A 25,382-nucleotide genomic window follows, 5' to 3' on the forward strand; every position below is an offset into this window, starting at 1 on the left:
AGCCAGCTGCAAATGGATGCAGCGCAATTGGAAGGAGCCAAGGCATGAGTATCAGAAGTCTGAATATCGCCCCGCGCGCGGGCTTGGGGTTTGGCCTATTGGCGTTGATGGTATTTGCCCTGGGCGGCTTTGCCCTGTTGCAGATGGCCAATATGCGCCAGCAATCGGACCAGGTGGAGAATAACTGGCTGCCCAGCGTGATGGCGGTGGGGCAGATGAGTCAGGACTTGCTGCGTGTTCGGGCGCTGACCTTGCGCCTGCTGGTCAACCGCGATTCGCAGGCGCTGGCGCAGAACGAACAGAAACTGGGCGAGCTGAAAAGCGGCCTGCATCATGCGCAGACCCTCTACGAGGCGCTGATTGTGCTGCCCGAGGAACGCACGCTGTTTGATCGCTTCAAGGCCCAGGAGCAGCAATACCTGCAACGCCAGGAGCAGGTCATGGGGTTTTCGAAGGCCAACCAGCTGGAAGACGCGATCAGGGTGGTCAATGGCGAGATGAACCAGATCGCCGATGAAATGGCCACGACCCTGCACGAACTGGTCAACCTCAACAAAGCCAATGCCAATCAAGCTGCAAGCTTGGCGCAAAGCGTGTTCAGCCAGTCGCGCAGCTGGGTGGTCGGCATGATCGTGCTTACGGCGCTGATTACCATCGGCCTGGCAGTGTGGCTGACACGCAGCATCGTGTTGCCCCTGGCCCAGTCTCTGAAAGTCGCCCAGGGCGTGGCCAGTGGCGATCTGACCGGCGAGATCCATGTGAGTGGCAATGATGAGCCGGCGCGTCTGCAGCAGGCGCTCAAGGGTATGCAGGAGAACCTACGCGATACCATCCGGCGTATCTCCGAGTCGTCGAACCAGTTGGCGTCCGCCTCGGAGGAGCTTAGCTGCGTGACTGAAGACGCCACCCGTGGTTTGCACCAGCAGAATCAGGAAATCGAGCAGGCCGCCACGGCGGTGAACCAGATGACGGCAGCCGTGGAGGAGGTGGCAAGCAACGCAGTGGCCACGTCCCAGGCGTCCCGCGAGTCCGACCGCATTGCCCAGCATGGGCGCGAGCAAGTGCATCAGACTGTGATGTCGATCGAGGCGCTGGCCACTGACGTGACCGACAACGTGACGCAGGTCGAGGATCTGGCGCAGAAGGTTTATGGCATCAGCAAGGTGCTGGACGTAATCCGCTCGATTGCCGAGCAGACCAACTTGCTGGCGTTGAACGCGGCGATTGAAGCGGCGCGCGCCGGGGATGCTGGGCGTGGGTTTGCGGTAGTAGCCGACGAAGTGCGGGCTTTGGCTCATCGCACCCAGCAGTCGACCCAGGAAATTGAGCAGATGATCAGCGGGATCCAGCAAGGCACCGATCAGGCGGTCAGCTCGATGCAGCAGAGCAATACGCGAGCACGCTCGACCTTGGATATCGCCAAGTCGGCGGGCACGGCATTGGAGGAAATCGCCTCGGCGTTCACCTTGATCAACGAACGCAACCTGGTGATCGCCAGCGCATCCGAGCAACAGGCGGCGGTGGCGCGGGAGGTGGATCGCAACTTGATCAACATCCGCGACCTGGCGCATCAGACATCGACCGGGGCGAATCAGACCAGTGCGGCGAGCCAGGAGTTGTCGCGCTTGGCGGTGGACCTGAACACGATGGTGGCGCGATTTTCGGTGTAGGGCCGGGTACCGAGTTGGCGCTATCGCAGGCAAGCCAGCTCCCACAGGGGAATGCGTTTCAAATGTGGGAGCTGGCTTGCCTGCGATGAAGCCGACTCGGTCTCAAATCCATTACCCACAAAAAAGCCCCGAACCAGTCGGGGCTTTTTCATGCAATCAAGCTACAGGTCTTACTGACCCTGCCAGCGTTTCAGCACCAGGGTAGCGTTAGTGCCACCAAAGCCGAAGCTGTTGCTCATCACGGTGTCGATTTTTGCATTCTCAACGGTCTTGGTCAGGATTGGCATGTCAGCCACCACCGGATCAATCTCGTCGATGTTCGCCGAACCGGCCATGAAGTTGCCTTCCATCATCAGCAGGCAGTAGATCGCTTCGTGAACGCCAGCGGCGCCCAAGGAGTGACCGGACAGGCTCTTGGTAGAGCTGATGGCCGGAGCCTTGTCGCCGAATACCGCACGCACGCCTTCCATTTCCTTGGCGTCGCCGACCGGAGTCGAGGTGCCGTGGGTGTTCAGGTAGTCGATTGGGGTATCTACAGTGGACATGGCCATCTGCATGCAACGGATGGCGCCTTCACCGCTTGGGGCAACCATGTCGTAGCCGTCGGAAGTGGCGCCGTAGCCGACGATTTCCGCGTAGATCTTGGCACCACGGGCCAGAGCGTGTTCCAGCTCCTCGACCACCACCATGCCGCCACCGCCGGCGATGACGAAACCGTCACGCTTGGCGTCGTAGGCGCGGGAGGCCTTTTCCGGGGTTTCGTTGTACTGGGTGGACAGTGCGCCCATGGCGTCGAACAGGAACGATTGGCTCCAATGTTCTTCTTCACCGCCGCCGGCGAACACGATGTCCTGCTTGCCCAACTGGATCTGCTCAACCGCAGTACCGATGCAGTGTGCACTGGTGGCGCAGGCGGAGGAGATCGAGTAGTTCACGCCCTTGATCTGGAAAGGCGTGGCCAGGCAGGCCGACACAGTGCTGCCCATGGTCCGCGTGACACGGTACGGGCCGACACGCTTCACGCCTTTTTCGCGCAGGATGTCCAGCGCTTCCATCTGGTTCAGGGTCGATGCGCCGCCGGAGCCGGCGATCAGGCCGGTGCGTACGTTCGAGACCTGGTCTTCGCTCAGGCCGGAGTCGGCGATTGCGTCTTTCATCGCCAGGTAGGCGTAGGCGGCAGCGTGGCCGACGAAGCGATAGATCTTGCGATCGATCAGCTCTTCGAGGGGCAGGTCGATGGAGCCGGAAACCTGGCTACGCAGACCCATTTCGGCATATTCCGGGTTGAAGCGGATGCCAGGGCGACTTGCACGCAGGTTAGCGGTGACGGTCTCTTTGTCATTGCCCAGGCAAGAAACAATGCCCAGACCAGTGATAACGACGCGGCGCATGCGGATAACCCTTAAAAGTTGTCAGTGGATGTGAATACGCCGACCCGAAGGCCTTCGGCAGTATAGATCTCGCGACCGTCGACGCTCACCGAACCATCGGCGATGGCCAGGTTCAGCTTGCCCTTGAGGACGCGCTTGATTTGAATGTTGTAGGTGACTTTCTTGGCGGTCGGCAGGACCTGGCCAAAGAACTTCACTTCGCCCGAACCCAGGGCACGACCGCGGCCCGGCAGGCCTTGCCAGCCGAGGAAGAAACCGACCAGCTGCCACATGGCGTCAAGGCCCAGGCAGCCTGGCATCACAGGGTCGCCTTCGAAATGGCAGGCGAAGAACCACAGGTCCGGGGTGATATCCAGCTCGGCGACCAATTCACCTTTGCCGTACTTGCCACCCTCTTCGCTGATATGGGTGATGCGATCCACCATCAGCATGTTCGGGGCGGGCAGTTGCGCGTTACCTGGGCCGAACAGCTCACCGCGACTGCAGCGCAGCAGGTCTTCCCGAGTAAAGGCGTTTTGTTTGGTCATGCGAGCTCCTCAATAATCCCATGCGGCAGGGTAGGGTAAATCTTCCCGAACCGAATGAAGCGTTCATGCCTCATGTCGGCAGCCTACACATAGACTATTGCGTTGTAGTGAAAGTCACAGCGGCAAGGCACTGAATGTACACTTGTTCACTGAAATTTTAAACCGGGCCTGTTTATGGGCCCGTTCGGGTGCCTAAGACTGCCGCACTTTCGCCTTTCACGCCAGTCGGAGTTGGCTGATGGCGCGGCGCTATTGCACCCAACGCTGCAGGATTTGCTGCAAATCCGTGCGTTTGAACGGCTTGGCCAGGTAATCGTTCATTCCCGCTGCCAGGCAGGCTTCACGGTCGCCCTGTAAAGCGTTGGCGGTCAGGGCGATGATCGGCAGATCGGCACAGCCCGGTAACTGACGGATTTGCCGGGTGGCTTCATAGCCGTCGATGACCGGCAGCCGACAATCCATCAGGATTGCGGTGAAAATCAGGCTCTCGGCGCTGCGGATCGCTTCGGCGCCGTCGGTGGCCAGGCTCACTTCGAAGCCCAGGCTGCGCAGCATGGCCTCAACCACCGTGCGGTTGACCGGGTTGTCTTCCACTAGCAGCACATGACGACCATCACCCGCGCCGGCTTTGCCGTCGGCGTCGCTGGCAATCGGCGGCACGCTGTGCTGGTCGATGGCCAGGGGAATTTCCAGGGTAAACACCGAGCCGCGGCCTTCTTCGCTTTGGGCACGCAGGGTGCCGCCCATGCGTTCGGCCAGGGTGCGTGCGATGGGCAGGCCCAGGCCGGTGCCGCCGTAACGTCTTGAAATGGAACTGTCAGCCTGCTGGAACGCGTCGAACATCGCCTCCAGGCGTTCGGCGGAAATGCCTATGCCGCTGTCACGCACGGTGCACGTGAACCACACCAGTTCATGGTCGAGGGTCTGCCAGTGGGGCTCGACACTGACGCTGCCGTGCTCGGTGAACTTCAAGGCGTTGCCGATCAGGTTCACCAGGATCTGGCGGATCCGCGTCGGGTCTCCCTGCACCTGCAAGGCGTCCATCCCCAGCGGGATCGCCAGTTTCAGCGCCAGCCCACGTTGCTGGGCGCTGTGCTGGAAGGCCTGCGCGCAACTGTTGATCAGGTCCGCCAGGTTGAACGGAATATGCTCCAGTTCCAGGGCGGCGCGTTCGATACGCGAGAAGTCGAGGATATCGTTGATCACCTTGAGCAAATGCTCGGTGGACTCCGAAGCCAGTGCCGCGTACTCGGTCTGCTCCTCGGTCATCTCCGTGGTTTCCAGCAACTGCAACATGCCCAGCACGCCATTCATGGGCGTGCGCAGTTCATGGCTCATCATCGCCAGGAACTCCGACTTGGCGTTGTTAGCGCGCTCAGCTTCTTCGCGGGTCTGGATCAACTGGGCCATGGCCTGCTGTTGTTCGCGACTGGCCTGGTTGAGGCCTTCGGCAAGGTTGTTGATATGCCGCGACAGGTCGCCCAGCTCCGAGTCATCCACAATCGGCAGCGGCGTCTGGTAGTCGCCTTGCTGGATCGCCTTCACCGCATGGCCCATGGCGCTGATCGGCTGGGACAGGCTGGCGGCCAGGCGCCGCGCGAGCAGGAAGGTAAACAGCAGGGCAAACAGCGCGAGGATGCCGGCCTTGAACAGGATCTCCTGCTGGCGCTGGCTGAACGCGTCGTTGGACATGCCGACGATCACCCGGCCCAGGTAATCGGCGCGCGGTGCCTTGGATTCGTTGAGGTTGTCCTGGAAGAAATCGTTACCCAGTTGAATGTGTTGCAGACGAATCGGTGCCTGGAACACTTTGACCGACAGTGAGCGGTCGTGCTTCTCCGACGGTTGCTCGACATACACCAGGATATTCTCGCTGCTGTCCTGGATCTCCAGGAAGCGCACGTGCGGCGTGGCCAGCGTCGCGCGCAACAGGCTGTCGAGCACGTCATTGTTGCCGGAAATCACCCCGTATTCGGTGGCCGGCGCCAGTTGGTTGGCGATCAGTTGGCCGGTGTGGTCCAGTTCCTGGCGCAAATCCTGGATACGCACGAAGGTGAAGAAGCTGATCAACAGCAACGTCAGCAACAGCGCCGGGCCCAGGGTGATGAGCTGGGTACGGGTGTTGATGTCCCAACGACGACGCAAGGTCATGGGCGTTTTTCTCCTTCGGCCAATCGGGTGGCGACGCTGGCTTCGTCCACCTGTTCGATCCCCAGTGAGCGCGCGACTTGCGGGTTGCCCACGACTTTGAAGCGATCCGGGTACAGCGAGCGCGGCCAGTTGGCCGGCGAGTGGTCGAGTAGACGGTCAAGCACGGCCAGCCAGTCAGCCTGATCGCTGTAGGTGCTGGCCAGGCTGCCGGCTCGTACGAAGCCCGCGTTCGGGCCTATCAGCGGCAATTGCTGGGCGTAACTGCTCAGCAACAGGTTCTTCGCGGTTTTCGGGTTGTACAGCTGCGGGTCGTCGAGGCCGAGCAGCACATCACTGTTGCGGAACAGGATTTGGAGCGGTCGACTGTCATTAATGTTGTCCCAGAGCTGGGGCACGATCTCCAGGCCTAGCGAGGTGGAGTGCTGTTTCAGCTCGGGCAGCAGGAATTCGCTGTCGGCGCCATAAAGCACGCCGATACGCCGCGCCTGCGGCAGGATGCCCGCGATCAGGCGCAATTGGCGATCCAGCGGCGGGTCGCTCCACAGCAGGCTAATGCGTGGGTGCGGCATGCTGCCCAGGCGCTGATGGGCTTGCAGGCGGCTGATGCGCAGCACCAGGGTCGGTGGGCCCTGAGGCTCTTGCAGGCGCCAGTCGAGGCCGGGCAGGTCCAGCAGGATCAAGCGCGTGGTTGCCGGCAGGCGGCCGGGTGCCGGCAAGTCTTTGAGGGCTGTAAAGGTGACACGGTCTTCGGGGCGTTGCTGTGCCAGGGCCTGGGCAAAGGCTTGCACACCGGCGCCGTCTTCAGCGGCGGTCAGCAGGATATCGGCACTCCACGCCGGTGCGGCCAACAGCAGGCAGGCGAGCAGCACGGCACGCCGCCAAAGCCGAGTGATCAACACGCCAGTCATCCGTGACGAGTCGCCCATGTCAGAACTCTAGCTCGGCACTGAAGTAGAGCACGTGGCGATGGTCATAATTGTTGTCGGCCCAGGTGGTGGGCTGGTTGTCGAGGCGTTCTTGCAACATGCCGGCCAGCTCCACGTTGGCTTTGCCCAGGGCAATGCGCTTGGCGACCCGCAGGTCGACCCGTTCGAAGCGATATTGGTTGAGTGCGTCATCGCCATAGTAGAACAGCGCGCTGGACCAACCCTGGCCCCACTCACGCAACCAGCCGGCGGAGCCACTGTTGCGCGCGGTCTGGGCTTTGTCCAGCGGGTTGCTGGTGCTGGCGTCGACGTAAGCATAGGTGAGCCGCAGGCGGTCGGCGTTGCTCACACGCCAGTCGAATTGGGACTCTGCGCCGGTAAACCGGGCGCTGTTGGCGTTGCTGGCAATGTACTGGTTATTGCGCAGCGGCGAGCTGATCATGTCGGTGATCTCGTCGTAGAACAGTTTCACGTCCATGTTCAGCCCGATGTCGGCAAAGAAGCCGTTGTACCCCAGTTCCCGTGACTTCATCATCTCTTTATCGAGGTTACCCGGGCCCCGGGTCTTTACGAAGTATTGCCCGGTGGTCTGCCCGTAGGCCGGGGAGCTGAGGTTGGTGACGCGGTAGCTCCAGTTGACGTTGTTCTCGAACATGTCCGGCGAGCGGATCGCTTCGGAGTACACCGCACGCAGGCCGTGGCGCGGGTTGATCAGGTAGTTGACCGCCACCCGTGGCGTCAGCGAGTTGCCGCTCAGGTGGGTGTCTTCATACATGGCGCCGCCTTGCAGCAGCCAATGCTCGCTGGCGCGCCACTCCAACTGGCCGAACAGGCGCCAGGTGGTGTCGTCCAACGTGCCGTTGAAGTAAGTGTCGGAGTCGGCGCGGTCGTAGCGGTAGTTCATGCCGCTGACCAGGCGCAGGCTGTCGGACAGGCTGAGGGTGTCTTGAATCTCCAGGTCGTAGCGGCTTTCGCGGGTGCTCTGGTCGATGTCGCCGCACACGCTTTGACTGGCACCGTCGCGCCACTGTTGCAGCACCTGGTTGGCCAACGCCTGCTCGGCTGCGCTGCCCGGTGGTGCGCTGCCCTGGCTGTAGGTGTCCATGTGCCGGGCCAGCAGTTCGGCGTAGTTGGGATTCATCTGCCACAACTGGGTCAGCTCGGGGCTGAACGAGACCTTGGCGTCACATGCCTTCCAGATTTGCTGGCGGTCCCACTGCTGGGCGGAGCCCTGGATATACAGACTGTGATCCGGGTTGAAGTCGAAGTTCCAGCGCAGGGAGCCGGCATAATCCTTGGCGGTGACGTCGGAATTGTTACCGCCCTCGGTAATCCCGGCGAAGACCGGGCTGTAGGTATACGGTCGCTGGTTTGTGCCTTCTTTCGCATCCAGTTGCAAGTCGATGCTTTGCTGCGTGTTCAGCGTCTGGCTGATCGCCAGGCTGAAGCGGCTGAGGCGGCGGCTGTCACGACGGTCGGCCCCGGATGCATCGCTGTCGAAGCCGTCGTCTTGCTGCCCGGACAGGGACAGGCGCAAGTCGCCGGTTTCCCAGCCCGCGCCCTGGCTGGCATAGAAATCATTGATGCCGCGTTCGCCGCGTACCACTTTTACCCGCGTGCCGTGGCTGTTGGCCGGCGAGCGCGTAAGAATGTTCACCACCGCCATCAAGGCATTGGCGCCGTAGCTGACGGTATTGGGGCCACGGAACACTTCGATGCGCTCGATATCCTCCATGGCCACCGGAATGTCGCTCCAGTCCACGGTGGCCAGGCCCGCGCGGTACACCGAGCGGCCGTCGATCAACACCTGCATGCGCCGCGCATCGCTGGCACTGGTGCCGTGGTAGTTCACCGCCGCCTGATTGCCGCTGGTGTAGCCAACCATCATCCCCGGCACAAGGCGCAGCAACTCACTGATATCCCGCGCGCCACTGGCTTTGATCAGCTCGCTGTCGATCACGGTCATGCTGCCGGGCACGGCGGCGGCCGATTGCTTGAGGCGCGTGGCCGTCAATACCTGGGGCAGCGGCTGGCTGTCGAGGAACAGGTCGTCGGCCATGGCAGGCGTGCAGCACAACAGCATCAGCCACAGAGATGAACGGGGAGGAGGGCCCAAATACACGGCACGGCCTTGATAATTGCGGATAGCCGCCCATGTTAACTGAGGTGGGGCCTTTTGCCAGTCGCCGGACTTGCAATTACTCCATGTAAATGTGGCATTTTCCGACAAACGCACGAATTGATACGGGGGCTGGCCGCCAGCGGGTCGGCCCGTATAATGCCGCCATCGCCACTGGTATGGATTAACGGATTGCATATGACTGAACAGCGCCCTATTGCGGTCCTGGGAGGCGGAAGTTTTGGTACCGCCGTGGCAAACCTGCTGGCCGAGAACGGCCACGCTGTGCGCCAGTGGATGCGCGACCCCGAACAGGCCGAGGCCATTCGGGTGCACCGGGAAAATCCGCGTTACCTCAAAGGCATCAAGATTCATCCGGCGGTCGAGCCGGTCACCGACCTGCTCGAAACCCTCACGGCGTGCGACCTGTGCTTCGTCGCGCTGCCCTCCAGCGCCTTGCGCTCGGTGCTGGCGCCCCACGCCGAGCGTCTGGCCGGCAAGTTGCTGGTCAGCCTGACCAAGGGCATCGAGGCGCAGACCTTCAAGCTGATGAGCGAAATCCTCGAGGAAATCGCTCCCCAAGCGCGCATTGGCGTGCTGTCCGGGCCGAACCTGGCACGGGAAGTGGCCGAACACGCGTTGACCGCCACCGTAGTCGCCAGTGAAGACGAAGAACTCTGCGAACGTGTCCAGGCCGTGTTGCATGGGCGCACTTTCCGCGTCTATGCCAGCAGCGACCGTTTTGGCGTCGAGCTCGGCGGTGCGCTGAAAAACGTCTACGCGATCATCGCCGGCATGGCCGTCGCGCTGGGCATGGGCGAAAACACCAAGAGCATGTTGATCACCCGCGCCCTGGCCGAGATGACCCGCTTTGCGGTGAACCAGGGCGCCAACCCAATGACCTTCCTGGGTCTGGCAGGCGTGGGCGACTTGATCGTCACCTGCTCCTCACCGAAAAGCCGCAACTACCAGGTGGGTTTCGCCCTTGGCCAGGGCCTGAGCCTGGAAGACGCGGTCACGCGCCTGGGCGAAGTCGCCGAAGGGGTCAACACGCTCAAGGTGCTCAAGGCCAAGGCCCAGGAAGTCGGTGTGTATATGCCGCTGGTCGCCGGGTTGCACGCGATCCTGTTTGAAGGGCGCACCTTGGACCAGGTCATCGAGTTGCTGATGCGTGCCGAGCCGAAAACCGATGTCGACTTTATTTCCACCAGTGGTTTCAACTGAGGAACGCGTCATGAACGATCCGAAAGCAGCTCCCAAGTACGAATCCATTGGCCTGCGCATTCTGTGGATGCTGGTGTTTGCCCTGGTGTGGCAAGTGGCGCAGTTCCTGCTCGGCGCGCTGGTGGTGGTGCAGTTGATCTACCGCCTGGTCTACGGCGCCCCGAACCTGGGCCTGATGAACTTTGGCGACAGCCTCAGCCAGTTCCTGGCGCAGATCGGCCGCTTCGGCAGCTTCCACACCGACCAGAAGCCGTGGCCGTTCGCCGACTGGCCGACCCCGCGCGCACCCGAGGGCGAAGCCGCCCACAGCGTGCCGCCGGCGCCACACCCGGTGCGCGATGAAGAGCCGAAACTGTGAAGCTGTGGATCCTGCGCCACGGTGAGGCCGAAGGGCAGGCGCGTACCGATGCCGAGCGCAACCTCACTGAGCATGGTCGTGGTGAAGTGTTGCGCAGTGCTGCGCACCTGATCGGCCAGCCCCTCAGCGCGATCATCGCCAGCCCCTATGTGCGGGCGCAACAGACCGCACACCTGGTGCGTGAGGCGTTGGGTTTTGAGCCGCAGATTCGCACGGTGCCGTGGCTGACACCGGAGGGCAACCCGCAGCTGGTGCTGCAAAACCTCGACACCGATGACAACGTGCTGCTGGTCAGCCATCAACCGTTGGTGGGCAGCCTGATCAGCTTTCTGCAGCACGGCCACCAGCGCCAGCCGCAGCCGATGCACACCGCCAGCCTGGCGGAACTGGAAGGGGATTTCCCGCTGGCGGGGCTGATGAGCCTGGTCAGTGTGAAGAACCCGTAGGCTTTATCGCGGCTTTGTGTGTGCTATATAGTCAACCAAGCAAGTGCTTGGTTGGCTATCGTCGGACCACAAAGGAGCGCGTCCCATGCCCGTCGCTTTTCGTTTGCCGTTGCAGGTCTTCTTCGAACGTGAAGCGCGACATCCGCGCCAAACCTTTCTGGTGCAGCCGGTCGGTGGTGGCGACGTGCAAAGCCTCACCTGGGGCGACGTCGGCCACCAGGCCCGCTGCGCCGCGCACTGGCTGCGCGCCCGGGAGTTGCCTCCCCGCTCGCACATTGCGCTGATTTCGAAAAACTGCGCCCACTGGATCATTGCCGACCTGGCGATCTGGATGGCCGGGCATGTCTCGGTGCCGTTGTATCCCAATCTCACCGCTGATTCCGTCGCTCATGTGCTGACCCATTCCGAGGCGGCGCTGGTGATTATCGGCAAGCTTGATGATTGGCCAGCCATGGCGCCCGGCGTGCCTGCGGATGTGCCGACCATCAGCCTGCCGTTGTGCCCAGCGGGCGAATTCGATTTCAGTTGGGCCGATCTGCAAGCCTGCTCGCCGATCCAGGATGAGCCGGCACCTGCGGCCTCGGACCTGGCCACCATCATTTATACCTCCGGCACTACCGGCCTGCCCAAGGGCGTGATGCACACCTTCGGCGCGTTGGGGTTTGCCGCCACCCGTGGTACGGAGTTGTTTGGCTTGGGTGAGGGCGACCGGTTGTTGTCCTACCTGCCGCTGTGCCATGTGGCGGAGCGGATGTTTGTCGAGATGGCCTCGATCTATACCGGGCAAACCGTGTTTTTCGCCGAAAGCCTGGAGACGTTTCTGACGGACCTGCGTAGGGCACGTCCGACCGCGTTGTTTGGCGTGCCGCGTATCTGGACCAAATTCCAGATGGGCGTCTACGCCAAGATTCCCGCAAAGCGCCTGGACACCTTGTTGCGCCTGCCCTTCATCGGTAAGCGTGTGGGCCACAAGGTACTCGCCGGCTTGGGCCTGGACGCGTTGCGTATCGCGCTTTCGGGAGCGGCGCCTGTGCCTGAGGCGTTGCTGCGCTGGTATCAACGCCTGGGCCTGGATGTGCTTGAGGTGTATGGCATGACCGAGAGTTGCGGCTACTCCCATGTCTGCCGCCCCGGCCAGCAGACCCTCGGTTGGATCGGCTTGCCGTGCCCCGGGGTGGAAGTGCGTATCGACCCGACAGGCGAAGTCCAGGTCCGCAGCGGCGCGACCATGCTCGGCTACTACAAGGACCCGCAGAAAACCGCCGAAACCATCACCGCCGAGGGTTTCCTGCGCACGGGCGACAAAGGCGAGCAGGACGCCGAGGGGCGTTTGCGCCTGACCGGACGGCTCAAGGAAATCTTCAAGACCAGCAAAGGCAAATATGTGGCGCCGGCGCCGATTGAAAACCGCTTGGCCGAGCATCCGCGTATCGAGCAGGTGTGCGTGGTGGGTGATGGATTGATCGCGCCGATAGGCTTGTGCGTGTTATCGGCAATGAGTGAGGACTTGCCAACCCTGCGTGCCAGCCTGGAGCGCTGGCTGGAACAGGTCAACCGGGCGCTGGATAAGCATGAGCGCCTACGCCAATTGGTGGTGGTCAAAGACAGTTGGGCGGTAGAGAACGGCTTCCTGACGCCGACCTTGAAGATCAAGCGCAACGTGATCGAATCGAGTTACGGCGAATATTTCCAGACATGGAGCGAGCGTTCCGAAACCGTTCTGTGGCAGGATTAGGGTCGTAATAAAACCAATAAGGACACTCTCCATGAGCCTGTGGCGCACCCAACCGAATATCGAGCAACTCAACGCAATCCAGAAAAACACCATCGGTGAACTGCTGGACATCCGTTTTGAAAGCTTCGACGACGAATCCCTGACCGCGAGCATGGTGGTCGACCATCGCACCCATCAGCCCTACGGCTTGCTGCATGGCGGCGCCTCGGTGGTGTTGGCCGAGAGCGTCGGCTCCATGGCGGCCTATCTGTGTATCGACCCGAGCAAGTTTTATTGCGTGGGCCTGGAGGTCAACGCCAACCACCTGCGCGGTGTGCGCAGCGGGCGGGTGACAGCGGTGGCCAAGGCCGTCCATATTGGCCGCACTACCCAGGTCTGGGACATCCGCCTGACCAACGATGAGGGCAAGGCCAGTTGCGTGTCGCGCCTGACCATGGCCGTGGTGCCGCTGGGCGAGAACCCGCCGGCACGATAGGTGTGGCGTGAGTGTCATCATTCCTGGCAGTTACAGTCATTGCTGTGCCGGCCGGGCATGGTGACAATCAATCTCTGTTTTTGTAAATGGATCCGGTATGTCGCAGCACGTGTTTTTTGCTCACGCCAATGGCTTCCCCTCGGCCACCTACGGCAAGTTGTTCGCCGCTCTGGCTCCGGAGTACGCGGTGGCTCATCTGCCACAGCACGGTCACGACCCCCGGTTTCCGGTGGACGATAACTGGCAGAACCTGGTGGACGAGCTGATCCACCACCTGGAGCAGCAACCGGAACCAGTGTGGGGCGTGGGCCATTCCCTCGGCGGTGTGTTGCACCTGCACGCGGCCATGCGCTGCCCGCAGTTGTACCGTGGCGTGGTCATGCTGGATTCGCCAGTGCTGACCCGCGCCGACCGTTGGGTGATTCGCGCGGCCAAGCGCTTCGGGTTTATCGACCGGCTGACCCCGGCCGGGCGCACCTTGGGCCGTCGAGAAGAATTCAGCGACCTGGACGCGGCGCGCAGCTATTTCTCCGGCAAAACCCTGTTCCGTGGCTTTGACCCCGAATGCTTTGACGCCTACCTGCAACACGGCCTGCTGCAAGTGGGCGATCGCCTGCGGCTGCGTTTCGATCCGGCCACCGAAATCAGCATCTACCGTGGCGTGCCCCACACCAGCCCGGGCCAAGTGCGCCAGTTGAAGGTGCCACTGGCGGTGGTGCGCGGCCGGCAGAGCAGGGTGGTGATGCGTCACCACGCCAGCGGCGTCGGGCGCCTGCCCATGGGCGAAATGCTCACCATGCCCGGCGGCCACATGTTTCCTCTTGAACGGCCCCAAGACACCGCGACGCTGATCAAGAACCTGTTCTCCCGCTGGGAAGCCCGCGAGCGCAACTGCGCATGAGCACCCCGGTTGAAGAAGTGCGCCTGAGCCTGCCCCATATCGAACTGGCGGCCCATTTGTTCGGGCCCGAGGACGGTTTGCCGGTGATCGCCCTTCATGGCTGGCTGGACAACGCCAACAGCTTTGCGCGGCTGGCGCCAAAACTTCAGGGGTTGCGCATCGTTGCGCTGGATATGGCTGGGCACGGGCATTCGGCGCATCGTCCTACCGGTGCCGGTTATGCCTTGTGGGATTACGTCTTTGACGTGCTGCAAGTCGCTGAACAACTGGGTTGGAAACGTTTTGCATTACTTGGCCATTCCCTCGGCGCCATCGTGTCCTTGGTGTTGGCCGGCGCGTTGCCGGAGCGTGTGACGCACCTGGGATTGATCGACGGTGTGATCCCGCCGACCGCCAGCGGTGAGAATGCCGCCGAGCGGCTGGGCATGGCCTTGCAGGCGCAATTGAACCTGCAGGACAAGCGCAAGCCGGTCTATAGCACCCTGGATCGCGCGGTCGAGGCACGCATGAAAGGCGTGGTGGCTGTCAGTCGCGAAGCCGCCGAACTGCTGGCGCAGCGCGGTTTGATGCCGGTGCCGGGTGGTTACACTTGGCGTAGCGACAGCCGTTTGACCCTGGCCTCACCGGTTCGCCTGACTGAGGAACAGGCGATGGCTTTCGTGCGACGCGTGAGTTGCCCTACCCAGTTGGTGGTCGCTGCCGACGGCATGCTGGCGAAACATTCCGAATTGCTTTCCCAGTTACCCTTTACCGTAACCACGCTGCCAGGCGGCCACCATTTACACCTGAATGAAGAGTCCGGCGCGGTCCTTGTTGCAGACTGTTTCAATCGGTTCTTCTCCGCGCCTTGACTTGGGGCGGTCAACTGCCGAGGCTGGGCGGATTGAAAGGGAGTCAACCATGAACAAACTCAACACCGCTGCGACCTCCGATGGCCAGGGCTCGTTGATCTTATGAGCGTGCGTAAAGGATGTATCCGTATCCTGGGCTTGAGCCTTTTGAGCCCACTGGTATTCGCCGCCGACGTACCAGGCAGCCAGGACCTGCCCACCGTGGCCCGTCAGGTCGACTCGCAAATCGTCGACTACCGCCCCGCCGAAGAAAAAGAACGTATCTACCCCATGGGCGCGATCCGCAAGATCAGCGGCCAACTGCGTTATGAAGGCCAGGCCATCGCCCGCGGCCAGACCACCGCCATCACCTATGAACTGCCCGCCGAACACAGCTCCAGCGCCGCGTTCACGGCCACGCGTGAAGCCTTGCAGGAGAAGGGCGCGCAGTTATTGTTCTGGTGCCAGGCACGGGATTGCGGTGAAAGCAGCCTGTGGGCCAATGAAGTGTTCGGCAACGCCAAGCTGGTCGGCGCCGACGGCCAGCAGGAATACCTGCTGCTGCGCCTCGCGGCGCCGCAGGAAAACTCCCTGGTGGCGCTGTACGGCATCACCCGTGGCAACCGCCGCGCCTATTTGCATGTGGAGCAATTGGATGCCAGCGCGCCGCTGGCCGAGCTGCTACCCACCTCGGCGACCCTGCTGCGTGAATTGAAAAGCACCGGCGAACTGGATTTCCCTGCATTGGGCGGCGACCCTGACGACACCTGGCTGACACTGATTTCCCGTGGCCTGAACCTGGATGCCACGTTGCGCGTCAGCCTGACTGGCCCGACCGCCGAAGCCTGGCGCCAGGCGCTGGTCGACAAAGGCGTGCGCGCTGCACGCATGGAAACCGGCACGGGTGACGCCAAGGGCCTGCACCTGCATCTGATACGCTAGGCGTAACAGGGCGAACGGACCCGCGCCGTTCGCCTAAGCTGTCTTCCTACAGTCTTCCTTTCGAGATCCTACATGCTCAATAACGATCGCCTACTGGTGCAAATCCTGCTGCTGGTGCTGTTCGGTGCCAGCTTCTGGGTGATGGCGCCGTTCTGGTCGGCGCTGTTCTGGGGCGCGGTGCTGGCGTTTGCCAGTTGGCCGCTGATGGTCCTGCTGACCCGCTGGCTGGGTGGCCGGGAATCCTTGGCTGCCGGCATCCTGACGTTGGGTTGGATGCTGCTGGTGGCGCTGCCGCTGGTGTGGCTGGGTTTCAACCTTGCGGACCATGTGCGCGATGCAACCGCATTGATCAAGGATATTCAGGTCGATGGCTTGCCGGAAGCGCCTACCTGGCTCGGCTCGATCCCCTTTGTCGGCGAGCGGCTGGTGGGCATGTGGGACAGCATTGATCAGCAGGGTGCAGCGTTGATGGTCAGCATCAAGCCGTACCTGGGGCAGGTCGGCAATTGGTTGCTGGCGCGCAGTGCGCAAATCGGTGGGGGGATTCTGGAACTGACCCTGAGCCTGGTATTCGTGTTCTTTTTCTATCGGGACGGGCCGCGCCTGGCGATGTTCGTGCACCGTCTGCTGGAACGCTTGATCGGCGATCGCGCCGGCTACTACATCGAACTGGTGGCCGGCACGGTGCAACGGGTGGTCAACGGCGTGATCGGCACCGCCGCCGCGCAAGCCCTGCTGGCGTTGATCGGCTTCTGGATCGCCGGCGTGCCGGGTGCGTTGGTGCTGGGTATCGTCACCTTCCTGCTCAGCCTGATCCCTATGGGCCCGCCGCTGGTGTGGATCCCGGCCACGGCCTGGCTGGCCTGGAAGGGCGACTACACCTACGCGGTGTTCCTCGGCGTATGGGGCACGTTCATCATCAGCGGCGTGGACAACGTGCTCAAGCCCTACCTGATCAGCCGTGGCGGCAACCTGCCGCTGGTGATCGTGCTGCTTGGGGTGTTTGGCGGCTTGATCGCCTTTGGGTTCATCGGCCTGTTTATCGGCCCGACCCTGCTGGCGGTGGCCTACAGCCTGTTGATGGATTGGAGCGCGACCCAGGCCCAGGGGCGACGGGAAGACAAACCGCTTTAAGCCCTGGGCAACCACATCACGGCGGTCAAGCCACCGCCGGGGGTTTCTTCCAGGTGCAGCCGACCCCCGAGGCGTTCGGCCGCTTCTTTGGAAATCGTCATGCCCAGGCCGACCCCGCCAGAGTTGCGATTGCGTGAGCCTTCCAGCCGATAGAACGGCTCGAACACCGCCTCACGCTTGTCGGCGGCGATGCCGGGGCCGTGGTCGATCACGCGGATCACCAAGGCCTCGCGGCTGTCCGTCAGCTCGATGCGCGCCGTACCGGCATAGCGCAGGGCATTGTCGATCAGGTTGTTGAGGCACGAACGCAAGGCCATCGGCTGCACCTGCAGCGGCGCGCAGGTGCCGGCGAATTGTACGTCGGAGCCTTGGTCCTGGGCGTTTTCGCTCATGGACTCGACCAACGCTTGCACGTCCAGCCAGTGTCGGGTTTCGCTGGTGCGTTGTTCGTGCAGGTAGCTCAGGGTGGCGTCGAGCATGCCGATCATGTCGTCCAGGTCCTGGCGCATCTGGCCTTGCAACCGGGTGTCTTCGATCTGTTCCAGGCGCAGTTTCAAGCGTGACAGCGGCGTGCGCAGGTCATGGGAGACCGCGCCGAGCATGCGCGCGCGTTGGCTGACCTGTTCGCGGATGCGCCGTTGCATCAGGTTGAAGGTCGACGCGGCTTGCTGTGCTTCACGCGGTCCCGACTCGTCGAGGGGCGGGCTGTCGAGGTCCAGGCTCAAGCGCTCGGCGGCTTCGCTCAGGCGCTGAATCGGCCGGCTCAGCAGCTTGGCGCCGTACCAGGCGGCGATGATCAACGAGATGAACTGGAACGTCAGCGGCACCACCGGGCCGCCAAACCACGGTCGCTTGTGCTTGGGCAGGGGCTTCATCGTGCCGTCAGGCTGTTCGACAAAGGTTTCCTGTGGCGGCGGCGGGGGCGGGCCGTAATAGCGAAACCAGGAGATCGCCAGCACGTGGGCCAGCACAATCGCCACCAGCAACACGCCAAACAGTCGACCGAACAGCGTGTTGAAGGCGTTGCGCATCAACCGATATCCCGCGCATCGAACAGGTAGCCTTCGCCGCGCACGGTCTTGATCAGTTGCGGGGCCTTGGGGTCGTCCCCGAGTTTTTGCCGCAGGCGCGACACCAGCAAGTCGATGCTGCGATCAAAGGCTTCAATGGAGCGGCCACGGGCGGCATCCAACAATTGTTCGCGGCTCAACACCCGGCGCGGGCGCTCGATGAAGACCCACAGTAGGCGGAATTCCGCGTTGGACAGCGGCACCACCAGGCCATCGTCGGCCACCAGTTGGCGCAATACGCTGTTGAGACGCCAATTGTCGAAGCGGATGTTGGCGCGCTGTTCGGTGCGGTCATCGCGCACACGGCGCAGGATGGTCTGGATGCGCGCTACCAGCTCACGCGGCTCGAACGGCTTGGACATATAGTCGTCGGCGCCCAGTTCCAGGCCGATGATGCGGTCCGTCGGCTCGCAGCGGGCGGTGAGCATCAGGATCGGAATGTCCGACTCCGCGCGCAGCCAGCGGCACAGCGAAAGGCCGTCTTCACCGGGCAGCATCAGGTCGAGCACCACCACATCGAAGGTTTCAGCCTGCATGGCCTGGCGCATGGCGGTGCCGTCGGTGACGCCATGCGCCAGGATGCCAAAACGGGCGAGGTAGTCGATCAGCAGTTCGCGGATCGGTACATCGTCGTCAACGATCAGCGCGCGGGTGTTCCAGCGCTTGTCATCGGCGATCACTGTGCCTTTTTGCTCGTCGTTCACAGAGACGGAAGGGGTCTGCATAATGCGATCATCTGCCTGGTCGTTGCGGTCAGCATAGGCGTCCAGCCCCATGGCTGGAAGTGCTGGTCGGTGGGTCGTGCGAGCGAGGCTAGCGGTGGGGCGTGTTGGGGGCATGTCGTGAATGTATCAGCTTTGAAATAATTGCCCGTAAATGCCTGCCCGATGGCGCTTGGTCAGTATTTACCGATCATCGGATCCCGCAACGCCGCCGCTTGCGCTACAATCCGCGCCGATTTCGACTTGCCTGAGAGCCCATTCCAATGTCCGTCTGCCAGACTCCTATCATCGTCGCCCTGGATTACCCCACTCGTGACGCCGCACTGAAGCTGGCTGACCAGTTGGACCCGAAGCTTTGCCGGGTCAAGGTCGGCAAGGAACTGTTCACCAGTTGCGCCGCAGAAATCGTCGGCACCCTGCGTGATAAAGGTTTCGAGGTGTTCCTCGACCTGAAATTCCACGATATCCCGAACACCACCGCCATGGCGGTCAAGGCCGCTGCCGAAATGGGCGTGTGGATGGTCAACGTGCACTGCTCCGGTGGCCTGCGCATGATGAGCGCGTGCCGTGAGGTGCTGGAACAGCGCAGCGGTCCCAAGCCTTTGTTGATCGGCGTGACTGTGCTCACCAGCATGGAACGTGAAGACCTGGCCGGCATCGGTTTGGACATCGAGCCTCAGGAGCAGGTGCTGCGACTGGCGGCCCTGGCGCAGAAAGCCGGTCTCGACGGCCTGGTGTGCTCGGCGCTGGAAGCCCAGGCCTTGAAAACCGCGCACCCGTCGCTGCAACTGGTGACCCCGGGGATTCGTCCGGCGGGCAGTGCCCAGGATGACCAGCGCCGTATTCTGACGCCGCGACAGGCGCTGGACGCGGGTTCCGATTACCTGGTGATTGGCCGTCCGATCAGCCAGGCGGCCGATCCGGCCAAAGCGTTGGCGGCAGTCGTTGCCGAGATCGCCTGAACAACACCCCCTGTAGGAGCCGGCGTGCCGGCGATAGCGGCCTTGAGATCAATGCTCAAGGGCCTCATCGCCGGCAAGCCGGCTCCTACATAAGCTGGGGGTCAGTTGACCTTCAGCACCAACTTGCCGAAATTCTCGCCGTTGAACAGCTTCATCAACGTCTCCGGGAACGTCTCCAGCCCCTCCACGATATCTTCTTTGCTCTTGAGTTTGCCTTGGGCCATCCAGCCGGCCATTTCCTGCCCGGCAGCGGCGAAGCCTGCGGCGTGGTCCATCACTACGAACCCTTCCATGCGCGCGCGATTGACCAGCAGTGACAAGTAGTTGGCCGGACCTTTCACGGCTTCCTTGTTGTTGTACTGGCTGATGGCGCCACAGATGACCACGCGGGCCTTCAGTGCCAGGCGGCTGAGGACAGCGTCGAGAATATCGCCGCCGACGTTATCGAAATACACGTCCACGCCCTTGGGGCACTCGCGCTTGAGGGCAGCGGGCACGTCTTCGCTTTTGTAGTCGATGGCGGCGTCGAAGCCCAATTCATCTATCAGGAACTTGCACTTGTCGGCGCCGCCGGCAATGCCCACCACGCGGCAACCCTTGAGCTTGGCGATCTGCCCGGCAATGCTGCCCACGGCGCCCGCCGCGCCGGAGATCACCACGGTTTCGCCGGCCTTGGGCGCACCCGTTTCCAGCAGCGCAAAGTAGGCGGTCATGCCGGTCATGCCCAGCGCGGACAGATAGCGCGGCAAAGGCGCCAGTTTCGGATCAACCTTGTAGAAGCCACGTGGCTCGCCGAGGAAATATTCCTGCACGCCAAGGGCGCCGTTGACGTAGTCGCCGACAGAGAATTTCGGGTTGTTTGACGCAATCACCTCTCCCACACCCAGTGCGCGCATTACCTCACCGATGCCGACAGGCGGAATGTAGGACTTGCCTTCATTCATCCAGCCGCGCATGGCTGGGTCGAGGGACAGGTATTCGTTGCGCACCAGCACCTGGCCCTCCTGGGGCGTGCCCACCGGGACTTCCTGATAAGTGAAGGTGTCCCGGGTGGCTGCGCCGACCGGGCGCTTGGCGAGCAGGAACTGGCGGTTGGTCTGGGCGGTCATGGCAGCGACTCTTCTGGAAATGAACCTGAAGTGATAGACCTTCAACGGGTAGGGAGCAAGGTTCACCGAGAGCGCGAATGCCGGTCGATAGGTGGTGTTGATAGTTGACCTATGTCTCTTATCACTGCGATCCATGCAGCGCCAACCGGCGGTTTGATAGTGCTGACGCGTCCAAGGCGGCGTTGGCTAGACTCGACCCACGGCTATTTTCTCCCACAGGACATCTTCTATGAGCATGACGTTTTCCGGCCAGGTCGCCCTGGTGACCGGCGCCGCTGCCGGTATTGGCCGCGCCACCGCGTTGGCGTTCGCCGCCGAAGGCTTGAAGGTCGTGGTTGCCGACTTGGACGCGGTGGGCGGCGAAGGCACCGTCGCCCTGATCCACCAGGCGGGTGGCGAAGCGCTGTTTGTGCGTTGCAACGTCACGCTGGAGGCGCAAGTGCAGCAATTGATGGCCCAGACCATCGCCGCCTATGGTCGCCTGGACTATGCATTTAATAACGCCGGGATCGAGATCGAAAAGGGCAAGCTGGCCGACGGCAGCCTGGATGAGTTCGACGCAATCATGGGCGTTAACGTCAAAGGCGTGTGGTTGTGCATGAAGCACCAGTTGCCGCTGTTGTTAGCCCAGGGCGGCGGCGCCATTGTCAACACCGCCTCGGTCGCGGGCCTGGGGGCTGCGCCGAAGATGAGCATTTATGCGGCCTCCAAACATGCGGTGATCGGCCTGACCAAATCGGCGGCCATCGAGTATGCGAAGAAGAAAATCCGCGTCAACGCAGTCTGCCCGGCGGTGATCGATACCGATATGTTCCGGCGCGCCTATGAGGCCGACCCACGCAAGGCTGAATTTGCCGCCGCCATGCACCCGGTCGGGCGCATCGGCAAGGTCGAGGAAATCGCCAGCGCGGTCCTATACCTGTGCAGTGATGGCGCCGCATTTACCACAGGCCAAGCTTTGGCGGTGGACGGTGGTGCGACCGCTATCTAGGACCTCACGCCGCCCTTCATTCGAAAAGGTTTGGGGGGGTGTGGGGCGTTTCCATAGCTGGCACCGTGCCCTGTCAGAATGTGTATCAATAGGTAAATAATTCAATAAAATCAATACTTTAATAAGACTTGGCGCGCGGTCGAAATGCGCTTCTGTGCTTAACTGTTCTGGGTTGAATATCAGTCAGTTGAAGTGAGTGGCGCATGGATTTAGGGATCGATCGACAAGCCCTTGTACCGGTGGTGCAGCAAATTATCAGCGCTGTGGCGCAATGGATTCGCATGAGTGGGGTGAGCCCCGGCACACGCTTACCGTCCGTTCGACAGGTGGCCCTCGATAACCTGCTCAGCCAATCCAGCGTGATCGAGGCGTTCGAGCGGATGGTCGCCCAGGGATTGCTGGTTTCCAAGCACGGTTCGGGTTTCAGCGTGGCCCAGCCGTCAACGTTGTATGAGGGCCAGTGGTATGAAGGCGCGGAGCGGGAGTGGGGCGCCTTCGTCGATAGTCCGCTGGGCGAGTTGAAGCTGGGCTGCGGTTGGTTGCCCGATGCCTGGCGTGAAAGCGATGACATCAGTTACGCGATTCGTGAAGTCACTCGAACCGACACCGCCGGCCTGTTCAATTACAGCACGCCATTGGGGTTGCCGGCGCTGCGCGAGCAAGTGTTCAAGCGTCTGAGTCGAATCCACATTGCCGCCCACCAGGACCGTATCCTCATCACAGCGGGCGCGAGCCATGCCCAGGACCTGCTGATACGCACGTTGCTCAAGGCCGGCGACTGCGTGGTGGTCGAAACACCCGGGTACGGCAACCTCTATCGGCAATTAGGCTTCCACGGCGTGCAATTGCTGCAAGTGCCGCGAACGCCTGGTGGCCCTGACATTCCGGCGCTGGAAGCGCTGCTGCAGCAGCATCGGCCCAAGTGCCTATTCGTCAACAGCCTGTATCACAATCCCACAGGCTCCAGCTTGAGTCGTACCGTGGGCGAGCGTTTGCTGGCGCTGGCGCAGCGCGACAACTTCCTGATCATCGAAGAGGATGTCCTCGGCGACCTGCAGCACCCCAGTTGTACGCGCCTTTCGGCGTTACCCCATGATGATCGGGTGATCTACGTCGCCAGCTTTTCCAAGACCTTGAGCAGTGCCTTGCGCGTGGGTTACCTGAGTGCCAGCGCCGCAATCATCGCGCAGTTGGCCAGCCTCAAGACCCTGACCGGTTTTGGCACCTCACGCTTCGCCGAATCGGTGGTGGCCACGCTGCTGGCTAATGGCACTTATCGCAAATGGGTACAGCGCTTGCGCAAGCGGCTGAATACGCAAATGACGGCTACGCTGCAGGTACTGGAGGACGAGGAGTGGGAGGTGTTCGCCGCACCTGCTGGCGGCATGTTTTTGTGGGCGCGACCAAGGGCAGGCGATCCATCGCGGTTGCAGGCATGCGCCCGCAGACTCGGGGTTTTATTGTCGTCGGGAGCGCTATTCAGTCCAACCAGCGAGCCCAGTGAGTGGTTGCGTATCAACGTGGCCTATGCCGATGATCAACGGGCCTTGGCGTTGTTCCGTGCCATGGGACCCGCCAGATCGACCTCGACCATTCTGAAAACGACGGGCGTGTAGCTTTTTGCCATTATTGTGGCGCCAACGACTTGTGTTCAGTGCCTTGTGGTTGCGAATCTCGCCTGTGTAAACCGGGCTTGATGGCAACCGCCATTGCAAGAGGATTCAAGTGCAATGATTTCGGCCGTGCAACGACAATTCGCCAACCTCGGTATGGCGAAAAAACTGGGCTTGGGTTTCACCCTGGTATTGCTGCTGACGGCCTTGGTCGCGGCGATCGGTGTGTGGTCCCTGCAAACCGTTGGCCAGCGTTTCGAAGGGCTCAAGGCCATGTCGTCGCTTAACAGCGGCTTGCTCAAGGTGCGCCTGATCGAGCAGGACTACGCGTTGCATGCCGACCCCAAGGCCGTTGACGCCCTGCACGAAAGCGTCGATGCCCTGGCGGCTCTCGCGACCAGTCTCAAGTCCCAGTCGGCGGCCAACGTGCCGGTGATGACCGATGTCGAACAGGCCTTGGCGGCCTACCGCAAGGCGTTCGATGAGTTTGTCGAATTGACCCAGACCAAAGACCTGGCGTTGGAAATGGCCAGTTGGTCGGTGTCCAGTGTGGCCAATAACCTCGACGTGTTGCAGGCCGGGCTGGCGGACGACGGCGCCTATGGCTTGAAGGAAAGCCAGGGCAAGGAAGGCGCTGAGTTTATCGAGCAGGCGGGGCAGGTCAGCCAGGTGTCGCGCCTGATGCTGCAAGCAATGAATGAAGCCCATGTACGGCTCGACCAGAGCCGCAAGGCCGATCAAGACGACGCAGAGCAGGGCAAGATCGAGCAGGCTGACCAGGCTCTTGCCCAGGTCGAGCAACTGAAGACCTCAGTCAAGGACTCCGGCTACCAGACCGTACTCAATGAAGTTTCCGGGCATATCGCCGCGTTCAGTGAAAAACTCGGCGAGTACACCGGGCTGCTGGCCCAGGAAAAGGTGGTCTACAAGCAGCTGCATGACAGGGCGGAACAGGTCGTCAGCCGGGTCAACCAGGCCTACGACGCCGAAGACCAGTCGATGCAGGCGCAGTTGAAGAAAAGCGCAATGCTGATCATCGGCTCTTCGGCCTTGGCGTTGTTGGTGGGTTTGATTGCGGCCTGGGTGATCACCCGCTTGATCGTCGCGCCGCTGCGCAGCGTGATTGCCGTGGCCCAGCAGATTGCCGCCGGCGATTTGAGCGGGCGCATGGAGGTCAGCCGTCGTGATGAAATCGGCCAGTTGATGCAGGCGATGCAACAGATGGGTAATGGCCTGAGCCAAATGGTCAGAGGCCTGCAAGCCGGTATCGAGCAACTGGCCAGTTCGGCGCATTCATTGTCCAGTGTCACCGAGCAGACCAACGTCGAGGTCAGCAGCCAGAAAGAAGAAACCGAACAGGTCGCCACGGCGATGAACCAGATGACTGCCACCGTGCACGACGTGGCTCGCAACGCCGAAGAGGCCGCGCAAGCCGCACAGACGGCAGATGATAAAGTCGACAGCGGCCAACAGGTGGTGCGCCAGAGTTTGCAGCGCATTGAATTGCTGGCCACATCCAGCACCTCTGCCAGCGCCAGCATCGAGAGCCTGAGCGCTGAAATTCAAAATATCGGCACCGTGTTGAGTGTGATCAAAAGCGTGGCCGAACAGACCAACCTGCTGGCCCTTAACGCCGCCATCGAAGCCGCCCGCGCCGGCGAGCAGGGCCGAGGTTTTGCGGTGGTCGCCGATGAAGTACGGGCCTTGGCCAAGCGTACCCAGCAATCCACCGAGGAGATCGAACGACTGGTCAGCACCTTGCGCAGCGCTGCGCAATCATCTGTGCAGCAGATCCAGCAAAGCGGGGAGTTGGTGAAGCTGGCGGTAAGCGATGCCCTGGAAACCGAAAGTGCCTTGGGCAGCATCGCAGTGGCAGTGTCGCTGATCCAGCAGATGAACCAGCAGATTGCCGCGGCGGCCGAGGAGCAAAGTTCGGTGGCCGAAGAGATCAACCGCAGCGTCACCAGCATCCGCGCCAGTGCCGATCAGTCGGCGCTGAGCATGCAAGGCAACGCCGCGTCGAGCATTCAACTGGCGCAGTTAGGCGCGGAACTCAAGGGCATGGTGGGGCACTTCCGCCTGTGAT

Annotated in this window: 22 protein-coding genes and 2 pseudogenes; 16 read left to right on the forward strand and 8 right to left on the reverse strand. The window is 62.0% G+C overall.

What is annotated here, in order from left to right; all coding sequences use genetic code 11:
- Positions 1–44: 44 nt before the first annotated feature.
- Both RB216_RS29795 and RB216_RS29800 read left to right on the forward strand, forming a co-directional pair.
- Positions 45–815, forward strand: a pseudogene (locus RB216_RS29795) (MCP four helix bundle domain-containing protein); the annotation flags it as partial.
- Positions 807–1,670, forward strand: coding sequence for a methyl-accepting chemotaxis protein (locus tag RB216_RS29800; RefSeq protein WP_372514801.1), 864 nt, complete (start codon positions 807–809; stop codon positions 1,668–1,670). The pseudogene RB216_RS29795 and the gene RB216_RS29800, both read left to right, overlap by 9 nt.
- Positions 1,671–1,840: 170 nt before the next feature.
- Here RB216_RS29800 and fabB read toward each other — a convergent pair whose 3' ends face one another.
- The 5 genes from fabB to RB216_RS09120 all read right to left on the reverse strand — a co-directional run bounded on the left by fabB (position 1,841) and on the right by RB216_RS09120 (position 8,787).
- Positions 1,841–3,061, reverse strand: coding sequence for a beta-ketoacyl-ACP synthase I (fabB, locus tag RB216_RS09100; protein ID WP_016979549.1), 1,221 nt, complete (start codon positions 3,059–3,061; stop codon positions 1,841–1,843).
- An 11-nt stretch (positions 3,062–3,072) separates the two neighbouring features.
- Complete coding sequence (gene fabA, locus RB216_RS09105; protein ID WP_010211704.1) at positions 3,073–3,588, reverse strand: 3-hydroxyacyl-[acyl-carrier-protein] dehydratase FabA; 516 nt, start codon at positions 3,586–3,588, stop codon at positions 3,073–3,075.
- Between the two features lie 249 nt (positions 3,589–3,837).
- The gene (locus RB216_RS09110) at positions 3,838–5,739 is read right to left on the reverse strand and encodes an ATP-binding protein (RefSeq protein ID WP_028615725.1); all 1,902 of its coding nucleotides are present in this window, start codon (positions 5,737–5,739) and stop codon (positions 3,838–3,840) included.
- Complete coding sequence (locus RB216_RS09115; protein ID WP_028615726.1) at positions 5,736–6,665, reverse strand: ABC transporter substrate-binding protein; 930 nt, start codon at positions 6,663–6,665, stop codon at positions 5,736–5,738. Before RB216_RS09115 ends, RB216_RS09110 begins: the two co-directional genes overlap by 4 nt.
- A 1-nt stretch (position 6,666) precedes the next feature.
- Entirely contained in the window at positions 6,667–8,787 is a 2,121-nt protein-coding gene (locus tag RB216_RS09120) for a TonB-dependent receptor plug domain-containing protein (protein ID WP_317135396.1), read from the reverse strand.
- Between the two features lie 195 nt (positions 8,788–8,982).
- Between RB216_RS09120 and RB216_RS09125 the strand changes: the two genes are divergently transcribed.
- The 9 genes from RB216_RS09125 (at position 8,983) to RB216_RS09165 (ending at position 16,829) form a co-directional block, all read left to right on the forward strand.
- Positions 8,983–10,008 carry an NAD(P)H-dependent glycerol-3-phosphate dehydrogenase gene (locus RB216_RS09125; protein WP_028615728.1) on the forward strand — a complete coding sequence of 342 codons (1,026 nt, stop codon included), beginning with the start codon at positions 8,983–8,985 and terminating at the stop codon, positions 10,006–10,008.
- Between the two features lie 10 nt (positions 10,009–10,018).
- The gene (locus RB216_RS09130; protein WP_028615729.1) at positions 10,019–10,366 is read left to right on the forward strand and encodes a DUF4389 domain-containing protein; all 348 of its coding nucleotides are present in this window, start codon (positions 10,019–10,021) and stop codon (positions 10,364–10,366) included.
- Positions 10,363–10,812, forward strand: coding sequence for a phosphohistidine phosphatase SixA (sixA, locus tag RB216_RS09135; RefSeq protein WP_122686755.1), 450 nt, complete (start codon positions 10,363–10,365; stop codon positions 10,810–10,812). The genes RB216_RS09130 and sixA overlap by 4 nt, the downstream gene beginning before the upstream one ends.
- An 85-nt stretch (positions 10,813–10,897) precedes the next feature.
- Positions 10,898–12,547 carry an AMP-binding protein gene (locus RB216_RS09140; RefSeq protein WP_122686757.1) on the forward strand — a complete coding sequence of 550 codons (1,650 nt, stop codon included), beginning with the start codon at positions 10,898–10,900 and terminating at the stop codon, positions 12,545–12,547.
- 31 nt (positions 12,548–12,578) lie between these two features.
- The gene (locus RB216_RS09145) at positions 12,579–13,022 is read left to right on the forward strand and encodes a hotdog fold thioesterase (RefSeq protein WP_028615732.1); all 444 of its coding nucleotides are present in this window, start codon (positions 12,579–12,581) and stop codon (positions 13,020–13,022) included.
- Positions 13,023–13,119: 97 nt separating this feature from the next.
- Entirely contained in the window at positions 13,120–13,923 is an 804-nt protein-coding gene (locus tag RB216_RS09150; protein ID WP_028615733.1) for an alpha/beta fold hydrolase, read from the forward strand.
- Complete coding sequence (locus tag RB216_RS09155) at positions 13,920–14,774, forward strand: alpha/beta hydrolase (RefSeq protein ID WP_122686759.1); 855 nt, start codon at positions 13,920–13,922, stop codon at positions 14,772–14,774. The genes RB216_RS09150 and RB216_RS09155 overlap by 4 nt, the downstream gene beginning before the upstream one ends.
- Positions 14,775–14,876: 102 nt before the next feature.
- Positions 14,877–15,695, forward strand: a complete 819-nt coding sequence (locus RB216_RS09160) for a DUF4892 domain-containing protein (protein ID WP_305384384.1) — start codon at positions 14,877–14,879, stop codon at positions 15,693–15,695.
- Between the two features lie 72 nt (positions 15,696–15,767).
- Entirely contained in the window at positions 15,768–16,829 is a 1,062-nt protein-coding gene (locus RB216_RS09165) for an AI-2E family transporter (RefSeq protein WP_016979537.1), read from the forward strand.
- Here the strand turns inward: RB216_RS09165 and RB216_RS09170 are convergent.
- On the reverse strand, positions 16,826–17,860 hold the full coding sequence (locus RB216_RS09170) for a sensor histidine kinase (protein ID WP_068932539.1): 1,035 nt from the start codon (positions 17,858–17,860) through the stop codon (positions 16,826–16,828). The two genes, RB216_RS09165 and RB216_RS09170, sit on opposite strands and share 4 nt — an antisense overlap.
- A complete protein-coding gene (locus tag RB216_RS09175) occupies positions 17,860–18,624 on the reverse strand; it encodes a response regulator (RefSeq protein ID WP_032864128.1) in 765 nt (254 codons plus the stop codon). Before RB216_RS09175 ends, RB216_RS09170 begins: the two co-directional genes overlap by 1 nt.
- Before the next feature lie 260 nt (positions 18,625–18,884).
- On the opposite strand from RB216_RS09175, the gene pyrF reads away from it, so the two are divergent.
- Positions 18,885–19,583, forward strand: a complete 699-nt coding sequence (pyrF, locus tag RB216_RS09180) for an orotidine-5'-phosphate decarboxylase (RefSeq protein WP_010211681.1) — start codon at positions 18,885–18,887, stop codon at positions 19,581–19,583.
- A gap of 101 nt (positions 19,584–19,684) precedes the next feature.
- Here pyrF and RB216_RS09185 read toward each other — a convergent pair whose 3' ends face one another.
- Complete coding sequence (locus RB216_RS09185; RefSeq protein ID WP_308908587.1) at positions 19,685–20,692, reverse strand: NADP-dependent oxidoreductase; 1,008 nt, start codon at positions 20,690–20,692, stop codon at positions 19,685–19,687.
- Between the two features lie 229 nt (positions 20,693–20,921).
- Here RB216_RS09185 and RB216_RS09190 point away from each other — a divergent pair, with 229 nt between their 5' ends.
- The 4 genes and pseudogenes from RB216_RS09190 to RB216_RS29810 all read left to right on the forward strand — a co-directional run bounded on the left by RB216_RS09190 (position 20,922) and on the right by RB216_RS29810 (position 25,381).
- Positions 20,922–21,683, forward strand: coding sequence for an SDR family oxidoreductase (locus RB216_RS09190; RefSeq protein ID WP_028615739.1), 762 nt, complete (start codon positions 20,922–20,924; stop codon positions 21,681–21,683).
- 203 nt (positions 21,684–21,886) lie between these two features.
- Entirely contained in the window at positions 21,887–23,299 is a 1,413-nt protein-coding gene (locus RB216_RS09195) for an aminotransferase-like domain-containing protein (protein ID WP_068932537.1), read from the forward strand.
- Positions 23,300–24,322: 1,023 nt separating this feature from the next.
- Positions 24,323–24,523 (forward strand): annotated as a pseudogene (locus tag RB216_RS29805) (HAMP domain-containing protein); the annotation flags it as partial.
- Positions 24,524–24,538: 15 nt separating this feature from the next.
- Complete coding sequence (locus RB216_RS29810; RefSeq protein WP_372514802.1) at positions 24,539–25,381, forward strand: methyl-accepting chemotaxis protein; 843 nt, start codon at positions 24,539–24,541, stop codon at positions 25,379–25,381.
- The last annotated feature ends 1 nt before the right edge of the window (position 25,382 follow it).

It is taken from the genome of Pseudomonas canadensis (genome assembly GCF_030980095.1).
Lineage (GTDB): Bacteria > Pseudomonadota > Gammaproteobacteria > Pseudomonadales > Pseudomonadaceae > Aquipseudomonas > Aquipseudomonas canadensis.